We start from the raw sequence: 22,540 nt of genomic DNA on the forward strand, positions 1-22,540 counted from the left end.
AATAAAAAGCCGGAAGTCATATGACTTCCGGCTTTTTATTATTCTGTTCGCCAATGTTCAAATTGGTCGATATGGTTGCCTAAATAATTTAAAGCATCCTGGGTTAATACCCCAGTTTCTTCGATGAGTTGATCACCGCTGATTTGTTCACTATCACGAAGGTAGCCTTCACCAATGGCAACGAATTTTTCTTTCCGACCAAAACCATCGTCATCAAATAGGGTATCCAAGTTATTGATATCGTCTTTAGCGGTATCGTAAACTTTTTGAGAAACGTTTTCGTTACCACCTAAAATGGAAGCGGCGTAGGTAATTAAAAATTCATTCATATCGATCATAATATCGTCGCGTTGTTTTTTAGTTTTATTTGCCATATTCATTCACCTCAATCTTATCTTAATGCTTTTTTGACTTTGACTGCAACCAATCAGCTTACTTGTGCATTTTAAATTCTAAGTAGAGGTCGTTGTATTCTTCGACTTTAGCTTGGCTGAGGTTTTTATACACTTGTAGGTGTTTAATGACTGATTCTGGTGGATAGAATGCTTGATCATTTCTGGTGCTGGCAGGTAATAATTTGTATGCGGCGGTATTAGGGGTGGCATAACCAATGTATTCAGCGTTTTGAGCGGCATTTTGAGGCTGACTCATAAAGTTCAAAAAGGCATAGATGGCCTTGAAGTGCTTAGCAGTTTTGGGAATCACTAGGTTATCAAACCACATATTGCTGCCTTCTTTAGGAACTACGTAGTGTAAATGAGGATTTTGATCCATCATTTCCCGGGCTTCTCCGGACCAATCCACGGCTAGTGGGGCTTCACCTTCGGCCATGTACATTTTAATTTCATCCGCCACAATGGCTTTCACGTTGGGGGCCAGACGGTCTAACTTATCTTTTGCAGCCACTAATTCTTTAGAATTAGTGGTGTTTACGGAATGGTCTTGCGAAATCAGACTGAGGCCCATGATATCCCTAGCGGAATCAATTAACATGATTTGATCTTTGTATTTTGGATTCCATAGCTGGTTCCAGTGAGTGACACTATTTTTCTTAATCAGTTGATCGTTATAAATAATGCCTAACGTTCCCCAGAAGTAAGGTAGCGAATACTGATTATGCGGATCAAAGCTTTTATTGAGGTAGTCCTTACCGTAGTTATTAAAGCCCGTCAGTTTACTATGGTCTAGTGGAATTAATAAGTGATCGTCTCGCATCTTTTCGACCATATATTCACTAGGAATGGTTAAATCATAACTAGTCCCACCTTGCTTAACCTTAGTGTACATAGCTTCGTTGCTGTCGAAGGTTTCGACGTTGACGTGGTAGCCAGTTTCTTTTTGAAACTTGGTTAATAAGTTAGGATCAATATAATCGCCCCAGTTATAAAGGTTTAAAACCTTATCGCCACCGTCACCAGTAGCTTGTTGTAATTGGTGGCTACCATAGGCTAATCCTAAACAAATTAACAGCATTAAGATTAAGGCACTTACAATTTTTTTCAAGGTTAAAGCGCCCCCATTCGTTTGGGCTTAACGGGCTTGCGGTTTTCAATCAAGTAATAAACCACCACTAAAATTAACGAGAAGATGAACATGATACCAGCCAAGGCATTAATTTCTAGACTAATTCCTTGCCGAGCTCTGGAGTAGATTTCTACTGAGAGGGTGGTAAAACCATTACCGGTTACAAAGAAGGTTACGGCAAAATCATCTAGTGAGTAGGTGATCGCCATGAAGAAGCCGGCAATAATTCCCGGTGAAATAAACGGCAAAATGATTTGGGACATGGTTTGCCAATTAGAAGCTCCCAAATCTGCCGAAGCATTTAATAGGGAAGGGCTCATTTCTCCTAATCGTGGGAGAATCATTAGGACCACAATGGGAATTTCAAAGGCAGTATGGCTTAATAATACCGACCAAAATCCTAATGGAACGCGTAATGCTGTAAAGAAAATTAAAAAACTAGCCCCGATAATAACGTCGGGAGAGACCATCAAGACACTATTAAAAGACAAGAGCGCCTGTTTAGTTTGGCGGTGCTTGGCGTTATGGATAGCCATGGCGCCTAGGGTACCGACAATAGTCGCTAACGTTGAAGATAACAGGGCGATTAAGATGGTATCCAAAAAAATGGCCAAAATACGCTTATCACTAAGCAATTCAACGTAATGAACGCCACTTAAGTGACCAAAATGGTCCATGGTGGTGCCGCTGCTAAATGAATAGGCAATTAAAAAGACAATGGGAGCGTATAAAATGACAAAAACGATAATCAAAAACCAGTTTTGCCAACGCAGGAGACTTTTTTTCATTTGAAGGTTCCCCCTTTATGGCGCCGATTGCGGGTGGCTGCCATCACAATCAGCATCGAAATAATTAAAACTACGCCGATGGTAGATCCCATCCCCCAATTCATCGTGGTCAAAAAATGTTCTTCAACCGCAGTCCCCAGGGTAATAATCTTGTTTCCGCCAATTAAACGCGAAATCATGAAAAGGGAGAGTGAAGGAATAAAGACGATTTGAATACCAGATTTTACTCCGGGCATTGAAAGGGGCCAAATAACATGCCAAAAAGTTTGCCGGTTAGTAGCGCCTAGGTCCCAGCTGGCTTTAACGTAGGAGTCACTAATTTCCGTTAACGAATTGTAGATTGGTAGAATCATGAACGGAATTTGGATGTAGGCGGCTACTAAGATAAAACTAGTGTTGGTAAATAAAAGTTGATGATATCCCAATCCTAAAGCGGCTAAACCACTATTAACTAAGCCCCCCCGACCAAAAAGGCCGATGAAAGCATAGGCTTTTAATAATAAGTTAATCCAGGTTGGTAAAATGACCAGCAAAATCCATAGATCACGGTGTTTTAACTTGGTAATAAACCAGGCAGTAGGATAGCTGATTAGTAGGGTAATCACTGTGATTAAAAGGGCGTACCAAACCGAATTGACCGTCATCATTAAGTATGTACCCGAGGTGAAAAACTTAGCGTAGTTCGCCAGGGTGAATTGATGTTCAACGTTGAAGAAGGAATAGTAAAAAATCAAGGCCATTGGTGCTACCACAAATAACAATAACCATAGGAGGTAAGGAACGTATAAAATTGCTTTTCGTTGTTTAGTCATGATCTGGCTCCTCATCGTCATCTTCATAACTTTCTAATCGTTGGTTGAAGATGTCTTCGGTTTCGTTGTAGCGCATGACATGCATATCTTTAGGTCCGAATTGCAATCCTACTATGGCATCGTCTTCAGTAGCATTAGTGGAGTGAATTAGCCACTCGTTATCTTGTTGATCAAAAGCGATAATTTCGTAGTGGTCCCCACGGAATAGTTGAGTAGCTACTTTGACTTGAATCTTACCCTTTTCGGCAGTGGTGATGACTAAATCTTCTGGTCGGATTACCACTTCCACGGGTTCGTTAGGTTGCATGCCCGCATCAGAACATTCAAACTGGTGTCCTAAGAACGCAACTTTATAATCCGCAATCATTTTACCGGGGATGATGTTACTTTCACCGATGAAATTAGCTACAAAATGGTTAATCGGTTCATCGTAAATATCCACCGGATCGCCTTCTTGTAAAATTTCGCCTTTATTCATGACAAAAATATCATCACTCATTGCTAGGGCTTCTTCTTGATCGTGGGTCACAAATAAGAAAGTGATTCCTAGACTTTGCTGTAATTCTCGTAGTTCATATTGCATGTCTTTGCGCAACTTGGCATCTAACGCCGATAGTGGTTCATCTAGCAATAGGACTTGAGGGCGGTTAACCACCGCTCTAGCAATTGCGATTCGTTGGCGTTGACCACCAGACAATTCGGCAATTTCACGTTCGCCGAAGTCGTCTAATTGAACTAGATGTAAAGCTTCATGAACTCGCTCAGCAATTTCTGCTTTGGGAGTTTTATGAATTTTAAGACCATAGGCGATATTATCAAATACCGACATATTAGGAAATAAAGCGTAGTCTTGAAAGACTGTGTTTAAGGGACGTTGATTTGCTGGTAGATCGTTGATTTGTTTGCCGTTAAACAACACTTGACCGCTGGTTGGTTGGGTAAAACCGGCAATGATTTGTAAAATGGTAGTTTTACCGCAGCCAGAAGGACCTAAAAGGGTATAAAAATCTCCTTGGTTTAGTTGCAAGTTAATATTTTTTAATACGGTTTGGTCACCGTATTTTTTAGATACATTAGATAATTCAATGATGGGTTGATTCATGTGAATCGAACCTCCAATCTCTAAGCCAATATTAATTTAATTATAGCATTGTGTCTTCGCTAATGCCTAGCGGATCGGTGATTGCTTGTTCCTTTTGTTTTGAGAACTCGGCGTTTAAATTTAGGGTTACTGTTTTCAGCCACAAACTTGAAACTTTTCATTTTACCATTATAGGGTTGGCCACTTAAACGAATGGTGAGCCAACGGTTCATGATGTCTATCATGGATCGGTTAGCAGCGATTCGCTCGGGGACATGTTCTTGCTTAGCGGCTGCTAAAATATCGGTTTGTAGCCGACTCACTAGCGAACGGTGGTAAGCAATTAGTTCACTAGTTAACGGAGCGTCTTTGTATTGATTAAAAAGCTTTTCGATTTGACGCATCGCATCTTTGGAGTTTTGTGGTTGAAAAAAACGATCAGATTGACTCATGAATTTTCCTTCTTTCGTGAATTATGGTTCAAATTAAAATCGGATAACTGTACAATAGAATGAGATAATTATAAAAAACGGAGGAACCAAAAATGAAACGAATTTTGGCGCTACATACTGGCGGTACCATTTCAATGTCACAAGATGAAAATGGAGAAGTAACTCCGAACAGTGCAAACCCAATTGCTTCAGCAACTGGACCCCTTAATGACGAGATTGAATTAATTAATGAAGAAGTATTTAACCTACCATCTCCCCACATTACCCCTAAACACATGCTTAAGATTAAGCAACGTATTAAGCGTGCAGAAGACGAGGGGATTGACGGCGTAGTTGTTACTCACGGTACGGATACGTTAGAAGAAACGGCTTACTTCTTAGATCTTACGCTTCCAAACACTATTCCGGTAGTCATGACCGGGGCAATGCGTTCATCTAACCAAATCGGTTCAGATGGTCTTTATAATTTTCAGTCGGCTGTATTAGTAGCCGCAACCCCAGAAGCTTACGGCAAGGGCGTTTTAGTGGTGATGAATGATGAAATTCACACTGCTAGATACGTAACTAAAACCCATACAACTAACGTGGATACTTTTAGAACTCCTACTTTTGGACCAATTGGTTTGATTGTAGAACACAAAGCGGTCTTTTTCCAAGAACTAGTGCAATCCGAAGTATGTGATATTGATCAGGTGCTTGATAATGTCTACTTACTAGAAGCCTATGCTGGAATGGATAGTTTCTTATTTGATGCTATTGACAGACCAGAAACCAAAGGCTTAGTGTTGGAAGGAACTGGTGCTGGTAACGTGCCACCAGAAACACTAGCTGGAATTACTAAATTATTAGCCCATAATATTCCAATTGTCTTAGTTTCTCGTTGTTATAACGGAGTTGCCCAAGACATTTATGGTTATGAGGGTGGCGGAATTGAATTAAAGAAAATGGGTGTTACTTTCTGTCGGGGCTTAAACGGACCTAAAGCCCGTATTAAGCTATTGGTAGGGTTAAGTGCTGGTAAAACCGGTGCTGATTTGGCCAACTTCGTCAGTGACGCCATTTCGTAAGGCGGTAACTATTTGAGTGAATTAAAGGAACAATTATTGAAGGCCCAAAAACGGCGTAAGCTAATTAACGTTTATCAAGTTAATAATGATGTAGTTTATACTGGTTATGTTAAACGGGTAGGCAGCCAAGCTTTCATTTTGGAAACCTATAATGACAACGGCATCCGAGATGGTGGCGTGTTATTAAAAAATGCGATCGTTGATTTTATTGAAACCGACAGTTTTGATTTAGATCACATGAAAAAATTGATTTTATTTGCGGATAAACAAAAATTACACCATGAAGAAACTGAATTACTACTACCTTCAGCGATGGAGTTAACTCAGGCATTATTAACCTTACTGCAAAATCAACAAATGTTAGCTATGTTAATTACCACTCGCGTGGGTAAGAACGAACAGTATCAAGAAGGGGTCGTAGTTAAATTTGACGATCAACAAATTTTAATTGATCGAGTAGATAAGTACGACTTTCAAAAGCGTCAGACTGCGGTTTTGACTACTGATGAGGTAGTGGGAATTGAGTTTGGGGGTCAAGAAATGGCTTCATTGACGCCATTATTGGCTCAAATGGTGCCGGCCAATCACGTAGATCCGCAGCAATTAGTTTTGACGGATCTATCGCAGCAATTACAAGCATTGGTCACCAGTCAGCAATTAGCCATTGTGCAACCGAAAAACAACCGAGAGTATTTTTATATCGGGCAATTTTTGGTGGTGAACGCCAGTGAAATAATTATGGCGATGGTGGATGGTAATGGTCAATTTGGTGGCTATGTGTGGTTTAGGTATGATGATATCTACCAAATTATCACAGCCAGTGATTATTTAAGTCTGATCGCGGCGGTCGTAGCTGAAAATAAGAGTTGGCACCGTTTTTCAGCGCCATTGTTAAATTCTGATCGGGCGTTTGATGCTACGGATAATAACTTTTTACGAATTATTGGCCAAAGTCAACGAACTCAAGCTGTGATTCGTTTCCGCTCGTTAAAAGCGGGCACGATTACCGGGGTCATTAAAAAGATCAATATGCAAAACGCAACGATAACTATCGCAACTAGGGATGATGATATTATGCGTGAAGAAACTATCGGGTTAGAAACGATTGTAGAAATGGCGTTTGAATTTCTAAAAGCCTATTTATCCCGATTATAGAATCGTAGAGGAAGAACATGCCAGACAACAAAAAAACGCCCTCCAAATTACCTAAGTGGTTAAAAAACACATTGGAAGTGGTAGGGAGCTTAACGGTCTTTATGGCCGGCTATAATTTAATTGGTCCGCTGGTCTATCCTGATGGTCGCTACTTTGAGTGGTGGACATTTCCGTTTTCAATTATTTTGGCCCTCATTTTTGTGGGTCTTTGGAGTTATCATGAAGAACGGCAGGCTAAAAAAGCTGCGGAACAAAAATTAAAGGCCGCACAAATTGAAGCGGAACAATTAAAAAAACGACAGCTTCTCGAAGAACAAGCCGAACATAAGGCTGAAATCAGAAGACAAAAGAACGCTCAAGCACAAAAACAACATAAAAAATAAAGTCGCTCCCAATAGGGAACGACTTTTTATTTAACGTACATAACTAGTAATATTAGCAGTTTCTTCTGCGGTGGGTTTAACTTCCATTGATTTAATATCGTGAAGTCGTTCTACTGACATGTGTAGGTTAAAAGCTAGTTGGGTATCTGCTAATTCGTGCTGTTTTTGAAAGTCGATAATTTCTTCGGCTAGGGTACTAAAATGATCACTCATGTTGTTACCTCCATTATTAGCATAAGATTCTAATCCCATTATACCAATAAATGGCAGTTTCAGTTAAAAAAGACTCTGAGAGTTGGTGGCCCACCAGATTAATAATTGTAAAGCTCCGATTATGATGAAAAATGCACCCCAATCTAGGTAGTTAAGTCTAATCGGATACCGAAAGCTGCGACGCTGGCCTTCAACAAAACCGTGAGAGGTCATTGCTTCTGCTAGATTTTCGGACCAGGAGATCGAAGCTAAAATGGCTTTGAAGTATAGCTGAGGGGACCAAAAATGCAAGACCACGCCACGCATCAGTCCGGCCGTCTTAATGGTTTTCACCTGTTCTACAATTTTAGGTAGGAGGTTAAATGCCGCCAGTACACCGTAAGCAAACTTGGCAGGGAGATGAAAATTTTGCTCGAGGGTTAACGCCAGAGTGGTGAGGTCGGTAGTTTCGGTAAAGATGGCTCCCACAAAAACATATGCGTAGATTCGTGTGAATAAAATCCAAGCAAAAAGTGGGCCGCCATTACCATAATACAATTGAGAAACTAGTAAGCCAGCTGCTGGAAACAGCGGCCAAAAAAACAGTTTCACTAACGATCGCCATTTGATTTTGGTGAATAATAAAATGATAAGGCTGACGCCAATGACCACCAAATTAACGGTGAGGTTAGTGACAAACGAGATTTCAATGGCGACTAAAATGGTTAAAAAGAGTTTTAAGCCTGCATTCATCCCAGCACCTCCTGGTAGGTTAATTGATGATCTTTAAATAGTACGTGTAAATCAATTAAGGGGGCTAATCCCGTTAACTGATGGCTAATGATGATTTGAGTTTGATTAAAGAGTTGTTTAGCTTGTTGAAGTAAGCTCACCACTATTTGGACTGAAGCTAGATCCAAGCCTTTAAGAGGTTCGTCCATTAGTAATACGGGGCTAGCCATAATAAGCATAATAATAATTTGCAGTTTTTTCTTTTGTCCTTCACTCAAGGAATAGACCACTTGCTCTTCGCGACCAGCTAAGCCTAGTTGGCTTAACATGGTTTGAATTTGCTCGTCAGAATATTTAAAATGGCGTCGATATTTTTTAGCTAAGGCTATTTCTTCACCCACCGTAATGGTTAAAAATTGATTTTCTGCATCTTGAAAGAGCAAACTAACGTCTAAAGCGTATGATTTAGCCTTGAGTTTAGCGATGTTGTGATCTAGATAATCAATGATTCCCTGATAGTTAATCAACTTGGTTAAAGCTGCGAACAGAGTCGATTTGCCAATTCCATTTTCACCGGTGATTAGTGTAGTTTGTCCCTGATAAAAACTAAAATCAGTGGAGGCAATCAGTTCACTGCCATGTGGAGCTAAACTGAATTGGTTAAGTGTTAAGCATTTAACCGCGGAATCAGTGGGTAATAAAACGGCTTGTTGGGCGTTAATGTTTTGGCTAAATTGCTCAAATCGTTGTTGGGCTTCAGCTGAAGTTAACTCACTGATTTGGTGGGTCTGCGGATCTAATTCAAACACTTGATCCACTACAGTGGCGTAATCACTTAAGTCGTGATCTGCTAAAATAATGGTTTTATGGTGTTGTAATTGCAGCTGCTTGAGCTTTTCGATAAGGTCTTGGCGAGTATGGGGATCAATGCTGGCAAATGGTTCATCTAAAACGATCACTGCTGGATCCATAGCCACAATACAGGCTAAAGCTACCCGTTGTTTTTCGCCACCGGAAAGGGTGTTTAACAACCGTTTTTTTAATGATTTAACCTCACAAAACTCTAAGGCTTGATCGATCATGTCAGTCATTTGCTCTGGTGGCACTTGCATATTTTCAAGGACAAAAGTTAGTTCATTTTCGACGGTGTCCATCGCAAACTGTTGATTAGGGTTTTGAAAGACCATGCCGACTTGATGATTTTTAGCCATGGCCGTTAATGAATTGATTTCTTGATCGTCAAAGTAAATTTGGCCACTTGCTGGTTGTTCGATGAATTGAGGGTATAAGCCCGCAATGAATTTTAACAGGGTGGTTTTACCACTACCAGACGGCCCAATCAACAAATTGAATTGAGCACTCGGAAAGGTCAAATTAAGGTGACTTAGTGCCGGTTGAGTGGTCTTGGCATATTGAAACGAAAAATCTGAAAGGGTAACTTGGGTCATTTTAACACCTACTTAGCGACTTAAAACTTGACTGCGATCTAGTAAATTAGTGATTAACCGGGTTAGTAAACCTGCGAATACGAATGTGGAAATTAACCGGGTGATAAACAAACCAATTAACATTAAGACCCCGTATTGGTTGTAACCACTTCGGAACCAGTCCCAAGCAAAGGTAATCAAAGTGGTGGACAAGATTGAAGCGTTTAAGCCCAACCAGTCGTAATGCTTGTAACCAGTTAAGGTAAACCCAAGTTCTGAACCAATTCCTTGCACTAAGCCAGAAATAAAAGCACTAGCTCCCCATTGACCACCCAGAAAAACCTCTACGGCAGAGCCTAAAAATTCTCCTAAGAAGGCGGAACCAGGAATGCGAATGATATAACCGGTTAACGGACCGGCCATACACCATAAGCCCATCAAAATATCATTGGCGTAAGGCGCCATTCCTAGGGGCGTCAAAGCAACGGTGAGAGCGGTATATAAGAAACCGGCCCCCCAGAAAATCAAACCGCAAAAAATAGCGATTAAAGCGATTAAGATAATATTACGTAAAGACCAACGTTGTTGTTTCATGACAACAACCTCCAAAATAAATTTCACGCAACTAAAAAAGACGCAGTCCGAGTTAACGAACTGCGCCCATTTCATCTAGCATTATTATCCATTCGGAATACAACGGAATATGCTCCCTTCGCTGGTACTAACCAGATCAGGTTCGATGGGTGTTTCTCAGCCGTTAGGCACCCCAGATAGTTGTATGATACTTGTATTATAACGAATCCCTTCGATACTTACAAATTATTTCCAAAATTACAAATGGATTAACACTTCAACATCTGGGTTACAGAATGGTTAGAAGTATTGTTGCTAACCTTTTTCCATGCTATTTTAGATAGGGTTAAAGGAGAAAACGAAATGAAAACACAAATGATCAAATTATTAGCAACGGTAACTTTTGGCTTAGTGGGTGGTTTTACTATCAACCAAGTTAATTCTCAAGCGGCTTATAAAACGGTAAGTATGAAAAATGTCACTAAAACGGCATACCATAAGGCTAGCAATGCGGGATCTTTTTATAATCAAGCTCACACTAAGAAGATTGTGAACGTCAAAACTCATCCGTACGTTACATATTACGTCACCAAAGAAGCAGTGATGCAAAACGGTAGTAAAAAGGCCGTCTTCTACTATGCCAAGAGTGCTAGTGGGATCGGTGGTTGGATTTGGCGTAAATACCTGACCGAAGGTGAATCACCATTTGGGTTGAAATACGCTAAATCATACGTGGCCATGGATGCTGAGACCGGTGATGTATTGGAATCACATAATGGCAATACTCAACGGTTAGTGGCCTCTACTGCCAAGTTAATGACTATTTATTTAGCCGTTCAAAAAGCAGAAAAAGAAAATGCCTGGAATAAGACGGTTTCTGTCTCAGGGGCCGGCTTACGTTCCATGGGCTTAAGTTATGCTGTTGGTGGTTTTCAATTTAAGACTGGCCATAAATATACTGTGCGCCAATTATATAATGCAGCCTTGATTGAATCATCTAATAATGCGGCGATTGCTCTGGGACGTTGGGTTTCAGGCAGTAACGCTAAGTTTATTCAAAAGATGAATTCCCAAGCTGATGCGTGGGGCTTAAGCAGTAAAACTAAGTTTGTTTCAGCTTCCGGACTAGAAAACGATGATCTTAGTCCATTTGGATACTGGGTCAGCGGCAATTATACTGATGGTAACCAAGTCTCTGCTAAAGATATGGCTACTATCGCACGTAATTTGATTAACGAGTATCCAGAAGTGTTAGATCAGGCCAAGTTGACTTCAATGAAAACTGACGGCCAAACGTTAACTAACGCTAATCGATTGCTAAAGGGGAAGACTTATTATTCTAGTGATCTAAATGTGGACGGTTTGAAGACCGGCTATACTCCTCGCGCTGGCTTATGTTTGGTAGCCACTTCTCAAAAACCGGGTAAGCACCGGTTGATCACAGTGGTGTTAAACGATCAAAATGAATTTACTGAAACTAATACTTTAATGAAACACGTTTACAGCACGGCAGATGTGTATAAGTAGAGTTCAGAATTAGTGATAATTACAATAAAAACTCAGTAGAAGATGAATTGTCTTCAACTGAGTTTTTTTATTATTTAAATTAACGAATAAGATGTAGCCCATTTACTTATTGGTCAAAAATAAGCTTTTCTTGTATGCTGATGGTGAAAGAAGGGATGTTAAGTGACAGTTTTTGCTAGTGATATGGATGGCACCTTTTTAAACGATCAAGGAAACTTTGATGCACTGCTAGTCCAACGTTTATTAGCCCAAATGAAAATTAATGGTGATCACTTAGTGGTGGCTAGTAGTAATCATTATGAACATTTAAGACAATTATTTGCGAACGTGACTGGCCCAATTTCTTATGTTTGTGATAACGGCGCTCACGTAGTAAATGAAACTGGTCAAACCATTTATCAAGCTTCAATACCATTATCGCTTTGGCAATCCGTGGTTGAGTGGCTGGTAACTACATATCCACAAGCGGCAATTATTGTGGTAACGGCAACGCAAACGTATTCCAACCAGCCGGCAGATAGTGAGTGCTTCGTAGCAGCTCGGTATTTCTATGCTGATTTGCAGGCAATTGATCTATCAACTATTGATCAACCAGCGTATAAGTTAGATGTAACTTGGCCGCAAGCAGATGTGACTGAATATAAGCAAGCCATTTTAAATCAATTCGGTGACCAAGTGGAAGCGGTCATGAGTGGGATGAATGGCATTGATATTATGTTACCAGGGGTTAGCAAGTTAACAGGCATTCAACGGTTATTAACTAGTTGGCAGTTAACCGAAGAACAATTAGTGGCCTTTGGTGATAATGATAATGACTACGCCATGCTACAAGCTGCTCAACAAGGCTGGGCGATGAAAAATGCCGCTGCTAATTTGCTAGCTCGAATTTCTCAAGTTACCCCGCTAGATAATAATCACAGTGGAGTCCAACAAATTATGCAACAACTACTTTAGTAATCTAGTTTGGTGGGGATAACGGGTTAATAAATCGGTTAACTCAAATCTGAGTACCGTTCGCTTTTCGTGGGGCATGGTGGAACGGAATCGATACGTTAACGAAGTGGTATCACAAATTGACTGGTAGTGGGTAAAATTATAGTTAGCATGCTCCAACATATCATCCGTAAAGGGAATGGCTACTTGATCGAGCAAATTAAACAACCAATTAACAGCCTGATGATGGTTGATTGGCTGGCTAGTTCCTAATTTGGCAATGGCTGCGTATAAAAAGCGGGTGGTTGGGGTATTAGTTGCCATAGGAATTTCGTTAGCTAATACCCGTTGACTGGCGGCTGCTTTTAAGGCGGCCAAGCCATTATTAGTGTGCAGCTCCGTGGTTAAATTAGCGACATGGGTGGGGTAGTCTGGAGAGTTGGTTAATACTCCTAGCTCTGAATTGACGACTAAGCGGCCTTCCTTAGTGGATTCAATAATTAAGCATTCGCCAGTTCGATCGCTAACAATCCAATGAAAACTAAAAATTTTATTGCCAGCTAACCAGGGACGGGCTACTAATTCAATATTAGCCAAATCAGTTGCTACGGCTTGAACACTATCATGTTCAAATAGGATCCAGAAAAGCAAATCTTGGGGAGTTAGATTTAATTTACTATCAGATAGTTCGGATTGGTACTTAGCGCGAATCGGAAACTGTAATTCAGCACAAGCTAAACCTGCGGTGTTAACTCCATCGGCCATCACAAATTGATCTGCCACTTGTCGGCCACCTCCCACAAACGGGAACTGAACTGGACGATTAGGGGCTAGCGCGGGTTGCCAAGTGGTTTGATTCATTAAGATAACGTGCCAATCCTCTGCTACGGGGACATCCATGGTGCGTGCTAGGAACTGATGTTGATTTAAACTACTTAATGTTAAACTGGTACACATTTTATCCACCTTCAATCGGCTTTATTTTTCAATTAACTCTAAAATAGTGTAAACTAGACTTATTGACAAGGAAAAGGAGAATTTATTTATGAAGTCAACCTGGAACTTGGTCGGGATGGCGTTATGGGCAATCGTTTTAATTTACGGAATTTGGATGGTTCACGACATGCGAGTTCGGCGGATTAAACTGATTGTTACCGAAAAACGCAATTTCTCATGGCGCAATTTAGGAAAATCAACAGTTGAATTAGTAATTTTTTTAGCAGCTTTTTTTGCGATGAGCAAGGTAACCTTCTTCCAAGATGTTAATCAGCTAAGTAAATCAGCCGTAGACACATCGTATCAATTTGAACCGTTGGTAATTGATTCTAATGGCGATCATTCATACTACGTTCAAGTTAAAAATGCTGGTAAAAAACGGCCTATTCAACAGTATACCTACTTAGTGAATGGGGAAAAATACCACGTTGATAGTTTGAACGCCACCATCGTAATGGGAAAACATAACGTTAATGTCCAGGCCTCAGCGTATGATTGGGACCAAAAGAAGCTGGACCATTTAGACACTCGCTACCAAAAAGCATGGGTGGGAACGGTGACGACAACATATAAGAAAACCTTCTTAAACGGAATTGGGTTGCACGCAGGTCGTCAAGCTAACCGCTTTAGCTTAATCCGTATTCCAGATAAATCATTTATGAACACAGACAATTAAATTTAATTGGTAAAAAAACGCACTAAGCAGATCGTAATGATCTCCTCAGTGCGTTTTTTACATCAATTCTGCATCGTCTGCAGGAGTTAAGTGGAGTAATTTAGCTGCAATGAAATCAGCAGTTTGGAGATTTAAGTCGTTTACACCAGGACGAGGGCTTAGAGTAGTACTCCAGCGAAGGCTTTCTAGTTGTAATCCCCAAACAAAGACATTCGGAAGAACGGGACCAGTAGCAGCTATCACTTGATCACTATTATGGGTAACCGCCACGGCCGGTAATGGCATAATTTTTCCATTGTAGATAATGGTTTCAGGACTTAATAAATTGCTGCTAACCATGTCTTCTAATAATGGATTAGCAGTAGTTAAAATAGATGGCTTGGGAACTCGCGCTTCTAAAACAATATCGGAAGCAAAAACGTCGTTATTACGAGGTGAGATTGCTACAAAGCGCCCATCTCGCCCTTCGATTTCCATATCTGGAGCGGTAATGGTAACAATTCCAGCGCGCATTAAAGCAGATAACTGAGCTGTTCGTAAAGCCGGTGGTCCAACCGATAAGAAGTTATTAGTTGAGTTGTATTCCGCTAAAAAGCGATTGACATATTCATCATCTGTGAATAATTGCCGATTGATACTTGAACGAATTACGTCCCGAAAATCTCGTAGCAATTCTAGTGCTGAAGTAATGGGTCCAGTTTTAGAACCTAATTTAGCATCTGCAGTAATCCAGTCAATCCAGCTTATTAATTCATTTTGGTATTCAGCTGTAGAAATAACGCCTTGGTTACCGATGGGATGAATAATTCGATCCCAATTCCAAACATCTCCAGGTAAAATATTGAAGGATTCAATAACGGCTTGGCGGTTTTCATTTTGAATAAAGGCGGCTTTAAACTGGCTAGCATTTTGGGTAGGATAATGAGTATCAATTAAGGCAGTATAGTAAGCTAACTCAATATCTAATTTAAGTAGGCTGATGAACTCTTCAAAGGGAAGACGACCATCGATCAATGCAGCCTGGATGTTGGCTTCCGTTAAGAAGCTAGGGCGAACTTTTTCACCGTATCCCTTTTGACTAATTGCCTTAGGGTAGTATGGGATACTACGTTTAGAACCGGCGATAATGCGTGGTTCTCTACCTGAAGGTTGATAAACAAGGGTGCCATCACTATTTTGCATGTAATGACCACCCCGGCCCAATGTTAGTTCTGAAACATAATCGAAAAATGAGAGTCCGATTCCTCGTACAATTACGTTTTCGTTAGCCGGAATTTTGCTTAAATCGGCATCAGCAGGGCTAATTGGGGGAGTGTAACTTAAATTATGTTCTTCGGCGTACATAGCTAGGGTTTGTTCTGCTTCTGTTAGATAATTTTCTTGCTGGCCTAGACTGATGGTTACTGAATCGGTCATATATTCTTGTTCACTTGTAGTTAAAGTAATGGAACTGTTTTTTAGTCGGTCTAGTCGAATTACGAGTTCTTGGTGAAAATTAATGTGTACATTAAAAGGTAATTGCAACAATAATTGATCGTAAAACCATTGAATATAGGCTCCAAATAAAGCTCGTGGAGCATAGTCCTTAGGCCCTAAGTTTTGAGCAGCCGTGATTAATTCTTTAGCTAATCCCTTATCAGTTAAGTAGTTGGTAGCTAAGTCACTGGCAGCCCATTCAAATAGGGATGGTCCGTCGAATACAGGACTGGAAAGAGTGACGGAGGCATCGGTGAATAAAGTCACCTGGTCAGCCGGCGTATTCATAATTAATCCAGGCCATTGATCAACTGTCCAAACGCGACCACCAATTGGATATGGATCAAATAATTCGATAGTTAAAGGTTGTTCCTTATCGGTTCTATTTTTGTATTGATTGATTAAGGCGGAGACGGTCAAAACCCCACGGGGTCCTGCACCAATAATTGCAGTTTTCATTTATATACTCCTAGTTTAGTATTCTTTGGGATCAACCTGGTTGGGTCCGAATTGATCCATATCGGCGTCCCGAAAATCCCACCATTCATTTTCGTAACCGACAAAGCCAGCGGCTTCCATGGCGTCGGTAAGAATGTGGTAATTTTTATCAATTTGTTGGGTCCGATGAGCAGTCCGCTTAGCGGCTGCCGTAAAATCATCAAAGGCAGTTGGCATCTCTAATTCGTTACCGGCTAAGTCAGTTAGGGTAACATCAAACGTAACGCCCTTTTGATGGCTAAAGTTGGGATCGGGTTCAGCTACCCAAGTAGGATCTGGATAAACTTCAAATAAATGTTCTTGTGCGTAAACAGGGCGATAGGCGTCCCAAATTTTGATTCGATAACCTTGGCGCTTCAAGTTTTCACTAGCGACTGCTAATTTTTTAGCAGTATCTTCTCTAGCAATGGCTTGATCAAAATCATAAATAACTTTACCGGTGAAGTTATTGGTAGTAGCATAACGAAGATCAACAATTACATCTGGAGCGATAGTTTTAACGTTAAGATAACTTTGATTAAATTTAGTATTCATTATAGTCCTCCGATGGCGTGGGCTGTAAAATTAAATTTATCTATATCGTCAACTATTCGCGCCGTAATTGCAAGTCATCAGCGAAAAAAAGTTAAAAATGTTAGGATAGTACCAGAAGAAGGGAGAATGATTATGTTAATAAACTTACCAACCACCCCCATTGAATTTCAAGAAGCTTTGGCAGTGCAACGGGTTCATGAACCGCAAACTGATGAAACTGAGTTCTTTCAAACCGTTTTAACGGAAATTTTCCAACGTTACTTAGACTATGCCGAAGAAGGTCACTATGACACGGTTAAATTTAACGGTGCTAACTTAGAAGTAGTTGGAGTTACTGGCAAAGTGTCTAACGTTATTAAGCCCAGTGGGGAAAGCTTTTTAGCCGATTTTAATACAGACGCTGATAAATTATTGACTCTGTTAGAAGATCAAGCTGGTAATATTGCAATGCAACAATAGAACGTAAATTGAAATTTGGTATTTAGTTTGCTATGATAGACTCTGTAAGGCGTCCTTAGTGTAATGGATAGCACATGAGATTTCGGTCCTCATGATCTCGGTTCGATTCCGAGGGGACGCATTGGCAGGGGCACTAAATCAAAACTAAATCCATAGTTGTGATTTAAAAAAGCTGGAAACTAATTAGTTTCCAGCTTTTTGTTTACTTTAATTTAAAATGAATGAACAATCATTTCAATTCCAAAAGTCATAAATAAAACGGCGATCATGAATGATAATGAAATCATTGATAGGGCTGGGGAAAGTAGTAGGAAAATTCCTAAAATAATTCCCAAAATAGAAATAATAATATCCCAAATGTATAGACCGTGGTTATCATCTTTAATGAACTTAGCAGCCCACAAGGTAGTAAAGGAGTCGGTTAAAAACATAATAGCAAAGGCAATAGCAACGAATAGGTATCCAAAGGCGTTATTAAATAACATTAAGCTACCGATAATAATATCTAAAATGGCGTTAAAGGTTAGCCAACCTTTGCTTTCGGCATAAGGTCTAACACTAAATAACTTATATAATCCCACAATGATTGAAACGATTCCGGCAATGACTACGACGGATCCAAAAGTTGATAGTGGATTTCTTAAACTAATAATTGAAACAATAACACTTAAAATACCAACTACCAATTCAAATGGATCAAAGCCACTCATTCTTTCTTGCATGATGATTCCCCCAGATTCTTTTAATAATTAGGTTATAATAACCCTCAATTCCAATATACTACATTGACATTAAGATAGAGAAAATAATGCTTAAAAAAGAGGGACTAGCCATTAGTCCCTCACGGTTAAATATTAACGATCTTCTCTCATAACTTCTTTCACCATTTCACCTAAAGAAGCGATCGGACGTTGCAAAACAGTCGCCAAATCATCAGTTTCTTCTGCCAATTCGCCTGCTTTAATGAGATCTTGAATGGCTAAGATGGTTGCAATAGACTGTTCATCTAATTGATCTTCGGTTTTTAGGTAATCAGCGTATTCTGTATCCGAAACGCTTCTAACATGGGCGTTTTTAGCTGCTTGTTCGCTTACCACAGCTCCTAATTCTGAAAAAGTATGGCTGGGTCCAGCAAATTCATATACTGCTTTAGGATTATCGGCCGTCAAAACACGAGCAGCAGCTTCTGCATAGTCGCGTTCCAAGGCCCAACCTACTTTACCGTTACCAGCAGAGTAAATGAATGGTTTACCAGCATTCACGGCTAAAATTAAGCCCAGTTCGTTTTCCATATACCAGTTGTTTCTTAAAAAGCTGTGAGCAATTCCAGTTTGTTCGATGGCAGCTTCAGTAGCTTTATGATCTGCAGAAAGAGGAGAAGTAGCCTTGTCAGCATGGGGGAAACTAGTATAGGCGATAAAGCTAATTCCGGCTTCCTTAGCAGCATTAACTACGTTGAGATGTTGCTGTAAGCGGGGAACGGCTGCTCCAGGTTGAGATGAAATGAACAATAATTTATCTACCCCGTTTAAGGCGGCAGTTAATTGCTCTGGATTAGTATAGTCGGCTTGACGAATGGTAACATCAGCCGGCAAAAATTCTTGAGCTTTACTAATATTTCTAACAATGGCAATGACGTCACTGGCATTGACTTTAGTTAGTAGGGTATTAATAGCGTGTTGGCCAAAATGACCGGTGGCACCCGTGATAGCATATTTCATAATACGGACTCCGTTTCTATTCGAATTTAAGGCTTATATTCATGATAACGTCTTTTACAAGAGGTGCAATAAATTGAACTCGTGACTAACAAAAAGGTAAGACTGATGATCACTGATCACCGTCTTACCTTTATTTTACACTTTTGATTGGTTCGTTATTTAAGTCGGTACGAACGACGATGACGTCACAAGTAGCATTACGGTTCACGAACGCCGTAACAGAACCTTCGACTACCCGTTGGAGTCGTCCCATTCCAGTAGCTCCCATAACAATTAAATCGCTATGGTAGTCTTTAGGAAATTCAAAACTAATAACGGTCTTAGGGTTACCAAACCGAATATGAATATTGGCATTTAGTTCGGGATATTTCTTTTGTAGGTCAGCTAATTGTTGCTTTAGGTAGGCAGTACTGTCATCGACAAGATTGTTAATGACATCACCATCTACTAAACCACCGTAACTATATCCGTATTGAGATGTGTTTAAAACCATCAAAATATCAAGATGACCTTCATTAGTAACGGTAATTTTAGCGCCCTTTTGAAGCGCCATTTCAGCTTGTTTTGATCCATCAAGGGGAACTAAAACATTGGAATAGTGAGTGTTCATTTGCAAAACCTCCCGGACTCGTTAATAAGTATATTATATCACTAACTTTGTCTTTTCTGAAATTTTAAATTTTAATTGCGGGCCGGAATAATAAATTCGGCGGTATCTAAAATATGACCTTGCATCTGGTGTTGTAGCTCATTCAACCAAAATCCGTTTTCTAAATTAAGGCTAACGTCTAATGCAAAAACCATTAAGCGGTAATTATGGGGTTTGTCAGGTGGTTGCGGGCCGTTATAACGAAATGCGGTGAGTGGATTTTGATTACCAATTAAAGAACCAGCAGTACTATTACGGCCTTGAACCATTGCTACTAATGGATTTTGACTATTGTCAGCGGGGATGTCAGTTACTTCTGCCGGAATATTGGCTGCAATCCAGTGAATCCAGGCGAACCCACTAACTGGAATGGCATCCCAATCTAACAGGGTTAAAGCTAGTGTTTTAGCTTCTTTAGGGGTATCACTGATGTGAATAGGAAAAGAAACAATAGGGGTGTTGTCAATTTGATTAGCCATCGTTGCGTATTTAGAATATCGGTCGGCCAGTTGACCAGCTTCGAGTGGTACTTGAATTTTCATATGTGGTACCTCCTTAACATCTAATCCTATTATAATCCAGATTGTAGCTGGGCTCTAATATTTAACTTGAAAAATAAAATTAAACTAGGACTTAAAAAGAAAGACTGAACATCTATGATGTTCAGTCTTAATTCTAATTATTTTAAAAACCTCAGGACATAGTATCCTTGACCATTAGCGGTAATGGTGTAGTCAGAGTAACCGGCTTTGAGCCATTCCGTTTTAGTAGCATTGGCCCAATTTTTGGCATCAGCAATGGTACTGAAGGTGTGAGTTTGGCTAAATTGATCGGTTACTGGAGCCGTTTTATTGGCAGCTACCTGTTTAGCAGCGGTATTATCCAATAACGTTTGTTCCTGTGACTTAGCATTTTGATTAGCTTCTTGATCAATTTGTTTTTGCAAATTGGTTCGTTGATCGGTTGTTAAACCGTTATTATTTTGTTTATTAAGCTGGCTACGGAACCGTTCGACTTTATCAGCTGCTACATCCCGGTCCGCACTTTTTTTGGTAGCTGCCGTAATTTTTTCAATTTGGCGTTTAGATTTTTGGGTGACTACAGCGGTATTGGTTACTGAGTGGGCGTGATTTTGCCACAAGTTAATACCGTAAACGATTCCTAAAGCAATCGCAATGATTAGAAATCCGATCCACCAACCATGCAGATAATTAGTTGTCTTTCTGCGGTGTTGATTTTTACGTTGTGCATCGGTGTTAAAGTCATAGGTCTTATACTGAGGTTTATCATCTGAATTTTTCAATTTTTAATCCCTTACTTTTCAATGACACTTAAACACTACTGTAATTGTTATTATACCAGAAAATAGATAAAGACGAAAATTTACTAAAAACCTTGACAGTTTATTGGTGAGTTCACTATACTTAGTCCAATAACTAATCTTTAACTTGGTCCAGAGAGGCCGGTAAGATCTTTGCGAATCGTTTAGACGGGAAAAGTGCACCACCGTGTTGCGTCCGCTGCTTACTGGCAGCGGGCGTTTTTGATTAGTTAAAAACTAATGAGGTGACAATATGGCACAAAATTCTGATTTTCATGACGATTCGGCGCTCTTAGATATTCATGACAAGCCCAGTCCCTTAGCATGGGCGGGGTTATCCTTGCAGCATATGTTTTCCATGTTTGGCTCAACAGTAATCGTTCCGTTACTAGTGGGCCTAAGTCCTAGTATTGCCCTGTTTTCGTCAGGGATTGGAACGCTGTTACATATTATGATCACCCAACGTAAAATTCCCGCTTATATGGGGTCAAGTTTTGCGTTTATTACACCAATGATGGCATTGATGAAAACTACTGGTTATCCAGGAATTGCTCAAGGGGTAATTGGGGTTGGCCTGGTTTACCTGTTAGTGGCAGGAATCATTTGGGCGATTGGCTCTGCTTGGGTGGATAAAATTTTACCACCAATTGTGGTGGGACCAATCGTAATGGTAATTGGTCTTTCATTAGCTGGAAGTGCTGCTACTGACGCAATGATGAAAAATAATCATTATGATCTTACGTATTTCTTGATTGCCTTGGCTACGCTGGGGTTAGCGATCTTCTTTAACATGGCGTTTAAGGGCTTGATTGGTTTAATTCCAATCTTACTGGGCATTGTCGGTGGTTATCTTATCTCGGTAGCATGTGGAATTGTTGATTTGCATGCTATAGCTGTAGCGCCGTGGTTTAAGTTGCCACCGTTTGAAGTGCCGGGACTCTCCTATCCGTTTAAAATCGATTGGGGCGCCATTATTACCATCACACCGATTGCATTTGTGACGATGACTGAACATATGGGCCATATTATGGTGTTAGATGAGCTCACTCACCGAAATTTTTTCAAGGATCCTGGACTTAATCGGACGTTAGCTGGAGATGGAGTAGCTTCACTAGTAGCGGGGTTAATTGGGGGACCAGCGGTTACTAGTTATGGTGAAAATATTGGTGTGATGGCGATTACCAAGGTACACAGTGTTTACGTTTTGATGGGCGCTGCTGTATTTGCCATGTTGTTTGCCTTTGTAAACAAGCTTAACGTACTAATCATGCAAATGCCATTACCGGTTATTGGGGGAATTAGTTTCTTACTATTTGGAACAATTGCTACTTCCGGCATTCAAGTGATGATTGATCATCAAGTTGATTTAGGCAAAAAACGAAACTTGATGATTGCTTCTACCACGTTAGTAATTGGAGTAGGGAACGCATACTTGCAGCTGGGGAGTTTTCAATTTACGGGGTTAGCACTAGCTACCATTATCGCTATTATTTTGAACTTAGTTATGCCTCAAGAGGCAGCCAGTGAAAAATAAAATAAAAAAACCGGTGACTCGATTAATCGA

At 40.2% G+C, this 22,540-nt stretch carries 26 protein-coding genes, 1 tRNA gene and 1 riboswitch; of the genes, 9 read left to right on the forward strand and 18 right to left on the reverse strand.

All coding sequences use genetic code 11. The annotated features are described in order from the left end of the window. Positions 1 to 38 precede the first annotated feature (38 nt). Genes OXT66_RS02730 through OXT66_RS02755 form a run of 6 tightly spaced genes read right to left on the reverse strand, consistent with a single transcriptional unit; the run spans position 39 to position 4,657 of the window. Positions 39 to 374 (reverse strand): hypothetical protein, encoded by a 336-nt coding sequence (locus OXT66_RS02730; protein ID WP_268595544.1) that lies wholly within the window; start codon positions 372 to 374, stop codon positions 39 to 41. A gap of 58 nt (positions 375 to 432) precedes the next feature. Continuing rightward, positions 433 to 1,503 (reverse strand): ABC transporter substrate-binding protein, encoded by a 1,071-nt coding sequence (locus OXT66_RS02735; RefSeq protein WP_268595545.1) that lies wholly within the window; start codon positions 1,501 to 1,503, stop codon positions 433 to 435. Positions 1,504 to 1,505: 2 nt separating this feature from the next. Continuing rightward, positions 1,506 to 2,312, reverse strand: a complete 807-nt coding sequence (locus OXT66_RS02740; protein ID WP_268595546.1) for an ABC transporter permease — start codon at positions 2,310 to 2,312, stop codon at positions 1,506 to 1,508. Further along, positions 2,309 to 3,124 carry an ABC transporter permease gene (locus OXT66_RS02745; protein ID WP_268595547.1) on the reverse strand — a complete coding sequence of 272 codons (816 nt, stop codon included), beginning with the start codon at positions 3,122 to 3,124 and terminating at the stop codon, positions 2,309 to 2,311. The genes OXT66_RS02740 and OXT66_RS02745 overlap by 4 nt, the downstream gene beginning before the upstream one ends. Beyond that, entirely contained in the window at positions 3,117 to 4,226 is a 1,110-nt protein-coding gene (locus OXT66_RS02750; RefSeq protein ID WP_268595548.1) for an ABC transporter ATP-binding protein, read from the reverse strand. The genes OXT66_RS02745 and OXT66_RS02750 overlap by 8 nt, the downstream gene beginning before the upstream one ends. 59 nt (positions 4,227 to 4,285) lie before the next feature. After that, positions 4,286 to 4,657 carry a hypothetical protein gene (locus OXT66_RS02755; RefSeq protein WP_268595549.1) on the reverse strand — a complete coding sequence of 124 codons (372 nt, stop codon included), beginning with the start codon at positions 4,655 to 4,657 and terminating at the stop codon, positions 4,286 to 4,288. A 92-nt stretch (positions 4,658 to 4,749) separates the two neighbouring features. Between OXT66_RS02755 and OXT66_RS02760 the strand changes: the two genes are divergently transcribed. Genes OXT66_RS02760 through OXT66_RS02770 form a run of 3 tightly spaced genes read left to right on the forward strand, consistent with a single transcriptional unit; the run spans position 4,750 to position 7,262 of the window. Beyond that, positions 4,750 to 5,724 carry an asparaginase gene (locus OXT66_RS02760; RefSeq protein WP_268595550.1) on the forward strand — a complete coding sequence of 325 codons (975 nt, stop codon included), beginning with the start codon at positions 4,750 to 4,752 and terminating at the stop codon, positions 5,722 to 5,724. A 12-nt stretch (positions 5,725 to 5,736) separates the two neighbouring features. After that, complete coding sequence (locus OXT66_RS02765; RefSeq protein WP_268595551.1) at positions 5,737 to 6,879, forward strand: hypothetical protein; 1,143 nt, start codon at positions 5,737 to 5,739, stop codon at positions 6,877 to 6,879. 17 nt (positions 6,880 to 6,896) lie between these two features. After that, complete coding sequence (locus OXT66_RS02770) at positions 6,897 to 7,262, forward strand: hypothetical protein (protein ID WP_268595552.1); 366 nt, start codon at positions 6,897 to 6,899, stop codon at positions 7,260 to 7,262. Between the two features lie 30 nt (positions 7,263 to 7,292). Here the strand turns inward: OXT66_RS02770 and OXT66_RS02775 are convergent, their stop codons facing one another. The 4 genes from OXT66_RS02775 to OXT66_RS02790 all read right to left on the reverse strand — a co-directional run bounded on the left by OXT66_RS02775 (position 7,293) and on the right by OXT66_RS02790 (position 10,207). Beyond that, positions 7,293 to 7,475, reverse strand: a complete 183-nt coding sequence (locus OXT66_RS02775) for an LBP_cg2779 family protein (RefSeq protein ID WP_268595553.1) — start codon at positions 7,473 to 7,475, stop codon at positions 7,293 to 7,295. Positions 7,476 to 7,538: 63 nt separating this feature from the next. Further along, positions 7,539 to 8,207 (reverse strand): energy-coupling factor transporter transmembrane component T family protein, encoded by a 669-nt coding sequence (locus OXT66_RS02780; RefSeq protein WP_268595554.1) that lies wholly within the window; start codon positions 8,205 to 8,207, stop codon positions 7,539 to 7,541. Then, positions 8,204 to 9,634, reverse strand: coding sequence for an energy-coupling factor ABC transporter ATP-binding protein (locus tag OXT66_RS02785; RefSeq protein WP_268595555.1), 1,431 nt, complete (start codon positions 9,632 to 9,634; stop codon positions 8,204 to 8,206). Before OXT66_RS02785 ends, OXT66_RS02780 begins: the two co-directional genes overlap by 4 nt. A gap of 12 nt (positions 9,635 to 9,646) precedes the next feature. Continuing rightward, a complete protein-coding gene (locus OXT66_RS02790; protein ID WP_268595556.1) occupies positions 9,647 to 10,207 on the reverse strand; it encodes an ECF transporter S component in 561 nt (186 codons plus the stop codon). A 95-nt stretch (positions 10,208 to 10,302) separates the two neighbouring features. Then, positions 10,303 to 10,392, reverse strand: a riboswitch (TPP riboswitch). A 157-nt stretch (positions 10,393 to 10,549) separates the two neighbouring features. Between OXT66_RS02790 and OXT66_RS02795 the strand changes: the two genes are divergently transcribed. Both OXT66_RS02795 and OXT66_RS02800 read left to right on the forward strand, forming a co-directional pair. Next, positions 10,550 to 11,713, forward strand: a complete 1,164-nt coding sequence (locus tag OXT66_RS02795; RefSeq protein ID WP_268595557.1) for a D-alanyl-D-alanine carboxypeptidase family protein — start codon at positions 10,550 to 10,552, stop codon at positions 11,711 to 11,713. A gap of 162 nt (positions 11,714 to 11,875) precedes the next feature. After that, a complete protein-coding gene (locus OXT66_RS02800; RefSeq protein ID WP_268595558.1) occupies positions 11,876 to 12,667 on the forward strand; it encodes a Cof-type HAD-IIB family hydrolase in 792 nt (263 codons plus the stop codon). On the opposite strand, the gene OXT66_RS02805 is transcribed toward OXT66_RS02800, so the two are convergent. Continuing rightward, positions 12,659 to 13,603: a linear amide C-N hydrolase gene (locus OXT66_RS02805; protein WP_268595559.1), complete on the reverse strand. Its 945-nt coding sequence runs from the start codon at positions 13,601 to 13,603 to the stop codon at positions 12,659 to 12,661. The two genes, OXT66_RS02800 and OXT66_RS02805, sit on opposite strands and share 9 nt — an antisense overlap. A gap of 88 nt (positions 13,604 to 13,691) precedes the next feature. Between OXT66_RS02805 and OXT66_RS02810 the strand changes: the two genes are divergently transcribed. Next, positions 13,692 to 14,318, forward strand: a complete 627-nt coding sequence (locus OXT66_RS02810) for an LVIS_2131 family protein (protein WP_268595560.1) — start codon at positions 13,692 to 13,694, stop codon at positions 14,316 to 14,318. 57 nt (positions 14,319 to 14,375) lie between these two features. On the opposite strand, the gene OXT66_RS02815 is transcribed toward OXT66_RS02810, so the two are convergent. Further along, on the reverse strand, positions 14,376 to 16,253 hold the full coding sequence (locus tag OXT66_RS02815; RefSeq protein WP_268595561.1) for an FAD/NAD(P)-binding protein: 1,878 nt from the start codon (positions 16,251 to 16,253) through the stop codon (positions 14,376 to 14,378). Positions 16,254 to 16,268: 15 nt separating this feature from the next. Next, the gene (locus OXT66_RS02820; RefSeq protein ID WP_268595562.1) at positions 16,269 to 16,826 is read right to left on the reverse strand and encodes a M15 family metallopeptidase; all 558 of its coding nucleotides are present in this window, start codon (positions 16,824 to 16,826) and stop codon (positions 16,269 to 16,271) included. Positions 16,827 to 16,952: 126 nt separating this feature from the next. On the opposite strand from OXT66_RS02820, the gene OXT66_RS02825 reads away from it, so the two are divergent. Further along, complete coding sequence (locus OXT66_RS02825; protein WP_268595563.1) at positions 16,953 to 17,285, forward strand: hypothetical protein; 333 nt, start codon at positions 16,953 to 16,955, stop codon at positions 17,283 to 17,285. Positions 17,286 to 17,334: 49 nt separating this feature from the next. Next, a tRNA-Arg gene (locus OXT66_RS02830) sits at positions 17,335 to 17,406 on the forward strand. Positions 17,407 to 17,497: 91 nt separating this feature from the next. Here OXT66_RS02830 and OXT66_RS02835 read toward each other — a convergent pair. The 5 genes from OXT66_RS02835 to OXT66_RS02855 all read right to left on the reverse strand — a co-directional run bounded on the left by OXT66_RS02835 (position 17,498) and on the right by OXT66_RS02855 (position 20,958). Then, on the reverse strand, positions 17,498 to 18,007 hold the full coding sequence (locus OXT66_RS02835; RefSeq protein ID WP_268595564.1) for a DUF308 domain-containing protein: 510 nt from the start codon (positions 18,005 to 18,007) through the stop codon (positions 17,498 to 17,500). Between the two features lie 132 nt (positions 18,008 to 18,139). Then, positions 18,140 to 19,006 carry an SDR family oxidoreductase gene (locus OXT66_RS02840; protein ID WP_268595565.1) on the reverse strand — a complete coding sequence of 289 codons (867 nt, stop codon included), beginning with the start codon at positions 19,004 to 19,006 and terminating at the stop codon, positions 18,140 to 18,142. A 130-nt stretch (positions 19,007 to 19,136) separates the two neighbouring features. Further along, positions 19,137 to 19,616, reverse strand: coding sequence for a universal stress protein (locus OXT66_RS02845; RefSeq protein ID WP_268595566.1), 480 nt, complete (start codon positions 19,614 to 19,616; stop codon positions 19,137 to 19,139). A gap of 71 nt (positions 19,617 to 19,687) precedes the next feature. Further along, on the reverse strand, positions 19,688 to 20,197 hold the full coding sequence (locus OXT66_RS02850) for a YbhB/YbcL family Raf kinase inhibitor-like protein (RefSeq protein ID WP_268595567.1): 510 nt from the start codon (positions 20,195 to 20,197) through the stop codon (positions 19,688 to 19,690). Positions 20,198 to 20,334: 137 nt separating this feature from the next. Continuing rightward, the gene (locus tag OXT66_RS02855; protein WP_268595568.1) at positions 20,335 to 20,958 is read right to left on the reverse strand and encodes a hypothetical protein; all 624 of its coding nucleotides are present in this window, start codon (positions 20,956 to 20,958) and stop codon (positions 20,335 to 20,337) included. 271 nt (positions 20,959 to 21,229) lie between these two features. On the opposite strand from OXT66_RS02855, the gene OXT66_RS02860 reads away from it, so the two are divergent. Beyond that, positions 21,230 to 22,510: a uracil-xanthine permease family protein gene (locus tag OXT66_RS02860; protein ID WP_268595569.1), complete on the forward strand. Its 1,281-nt coding sequence runs from the start codon at positions 21,230 to 21,232 to the stop codon at positions 22,508 to 22,510. The last annotated feature ends 30 nt before the right edge of the window (positions 22,511 to 22,540 follow it).

Source organism: Lentilactobacillus senioris (genome assembly GCF_026798195.1).
Lineage (GTDB): Bacteria > Bacillota > Bacilli > Lactobacillales > Lactobacillaceae > Lentilactobacillus > Lentilactobacillus senioris_A.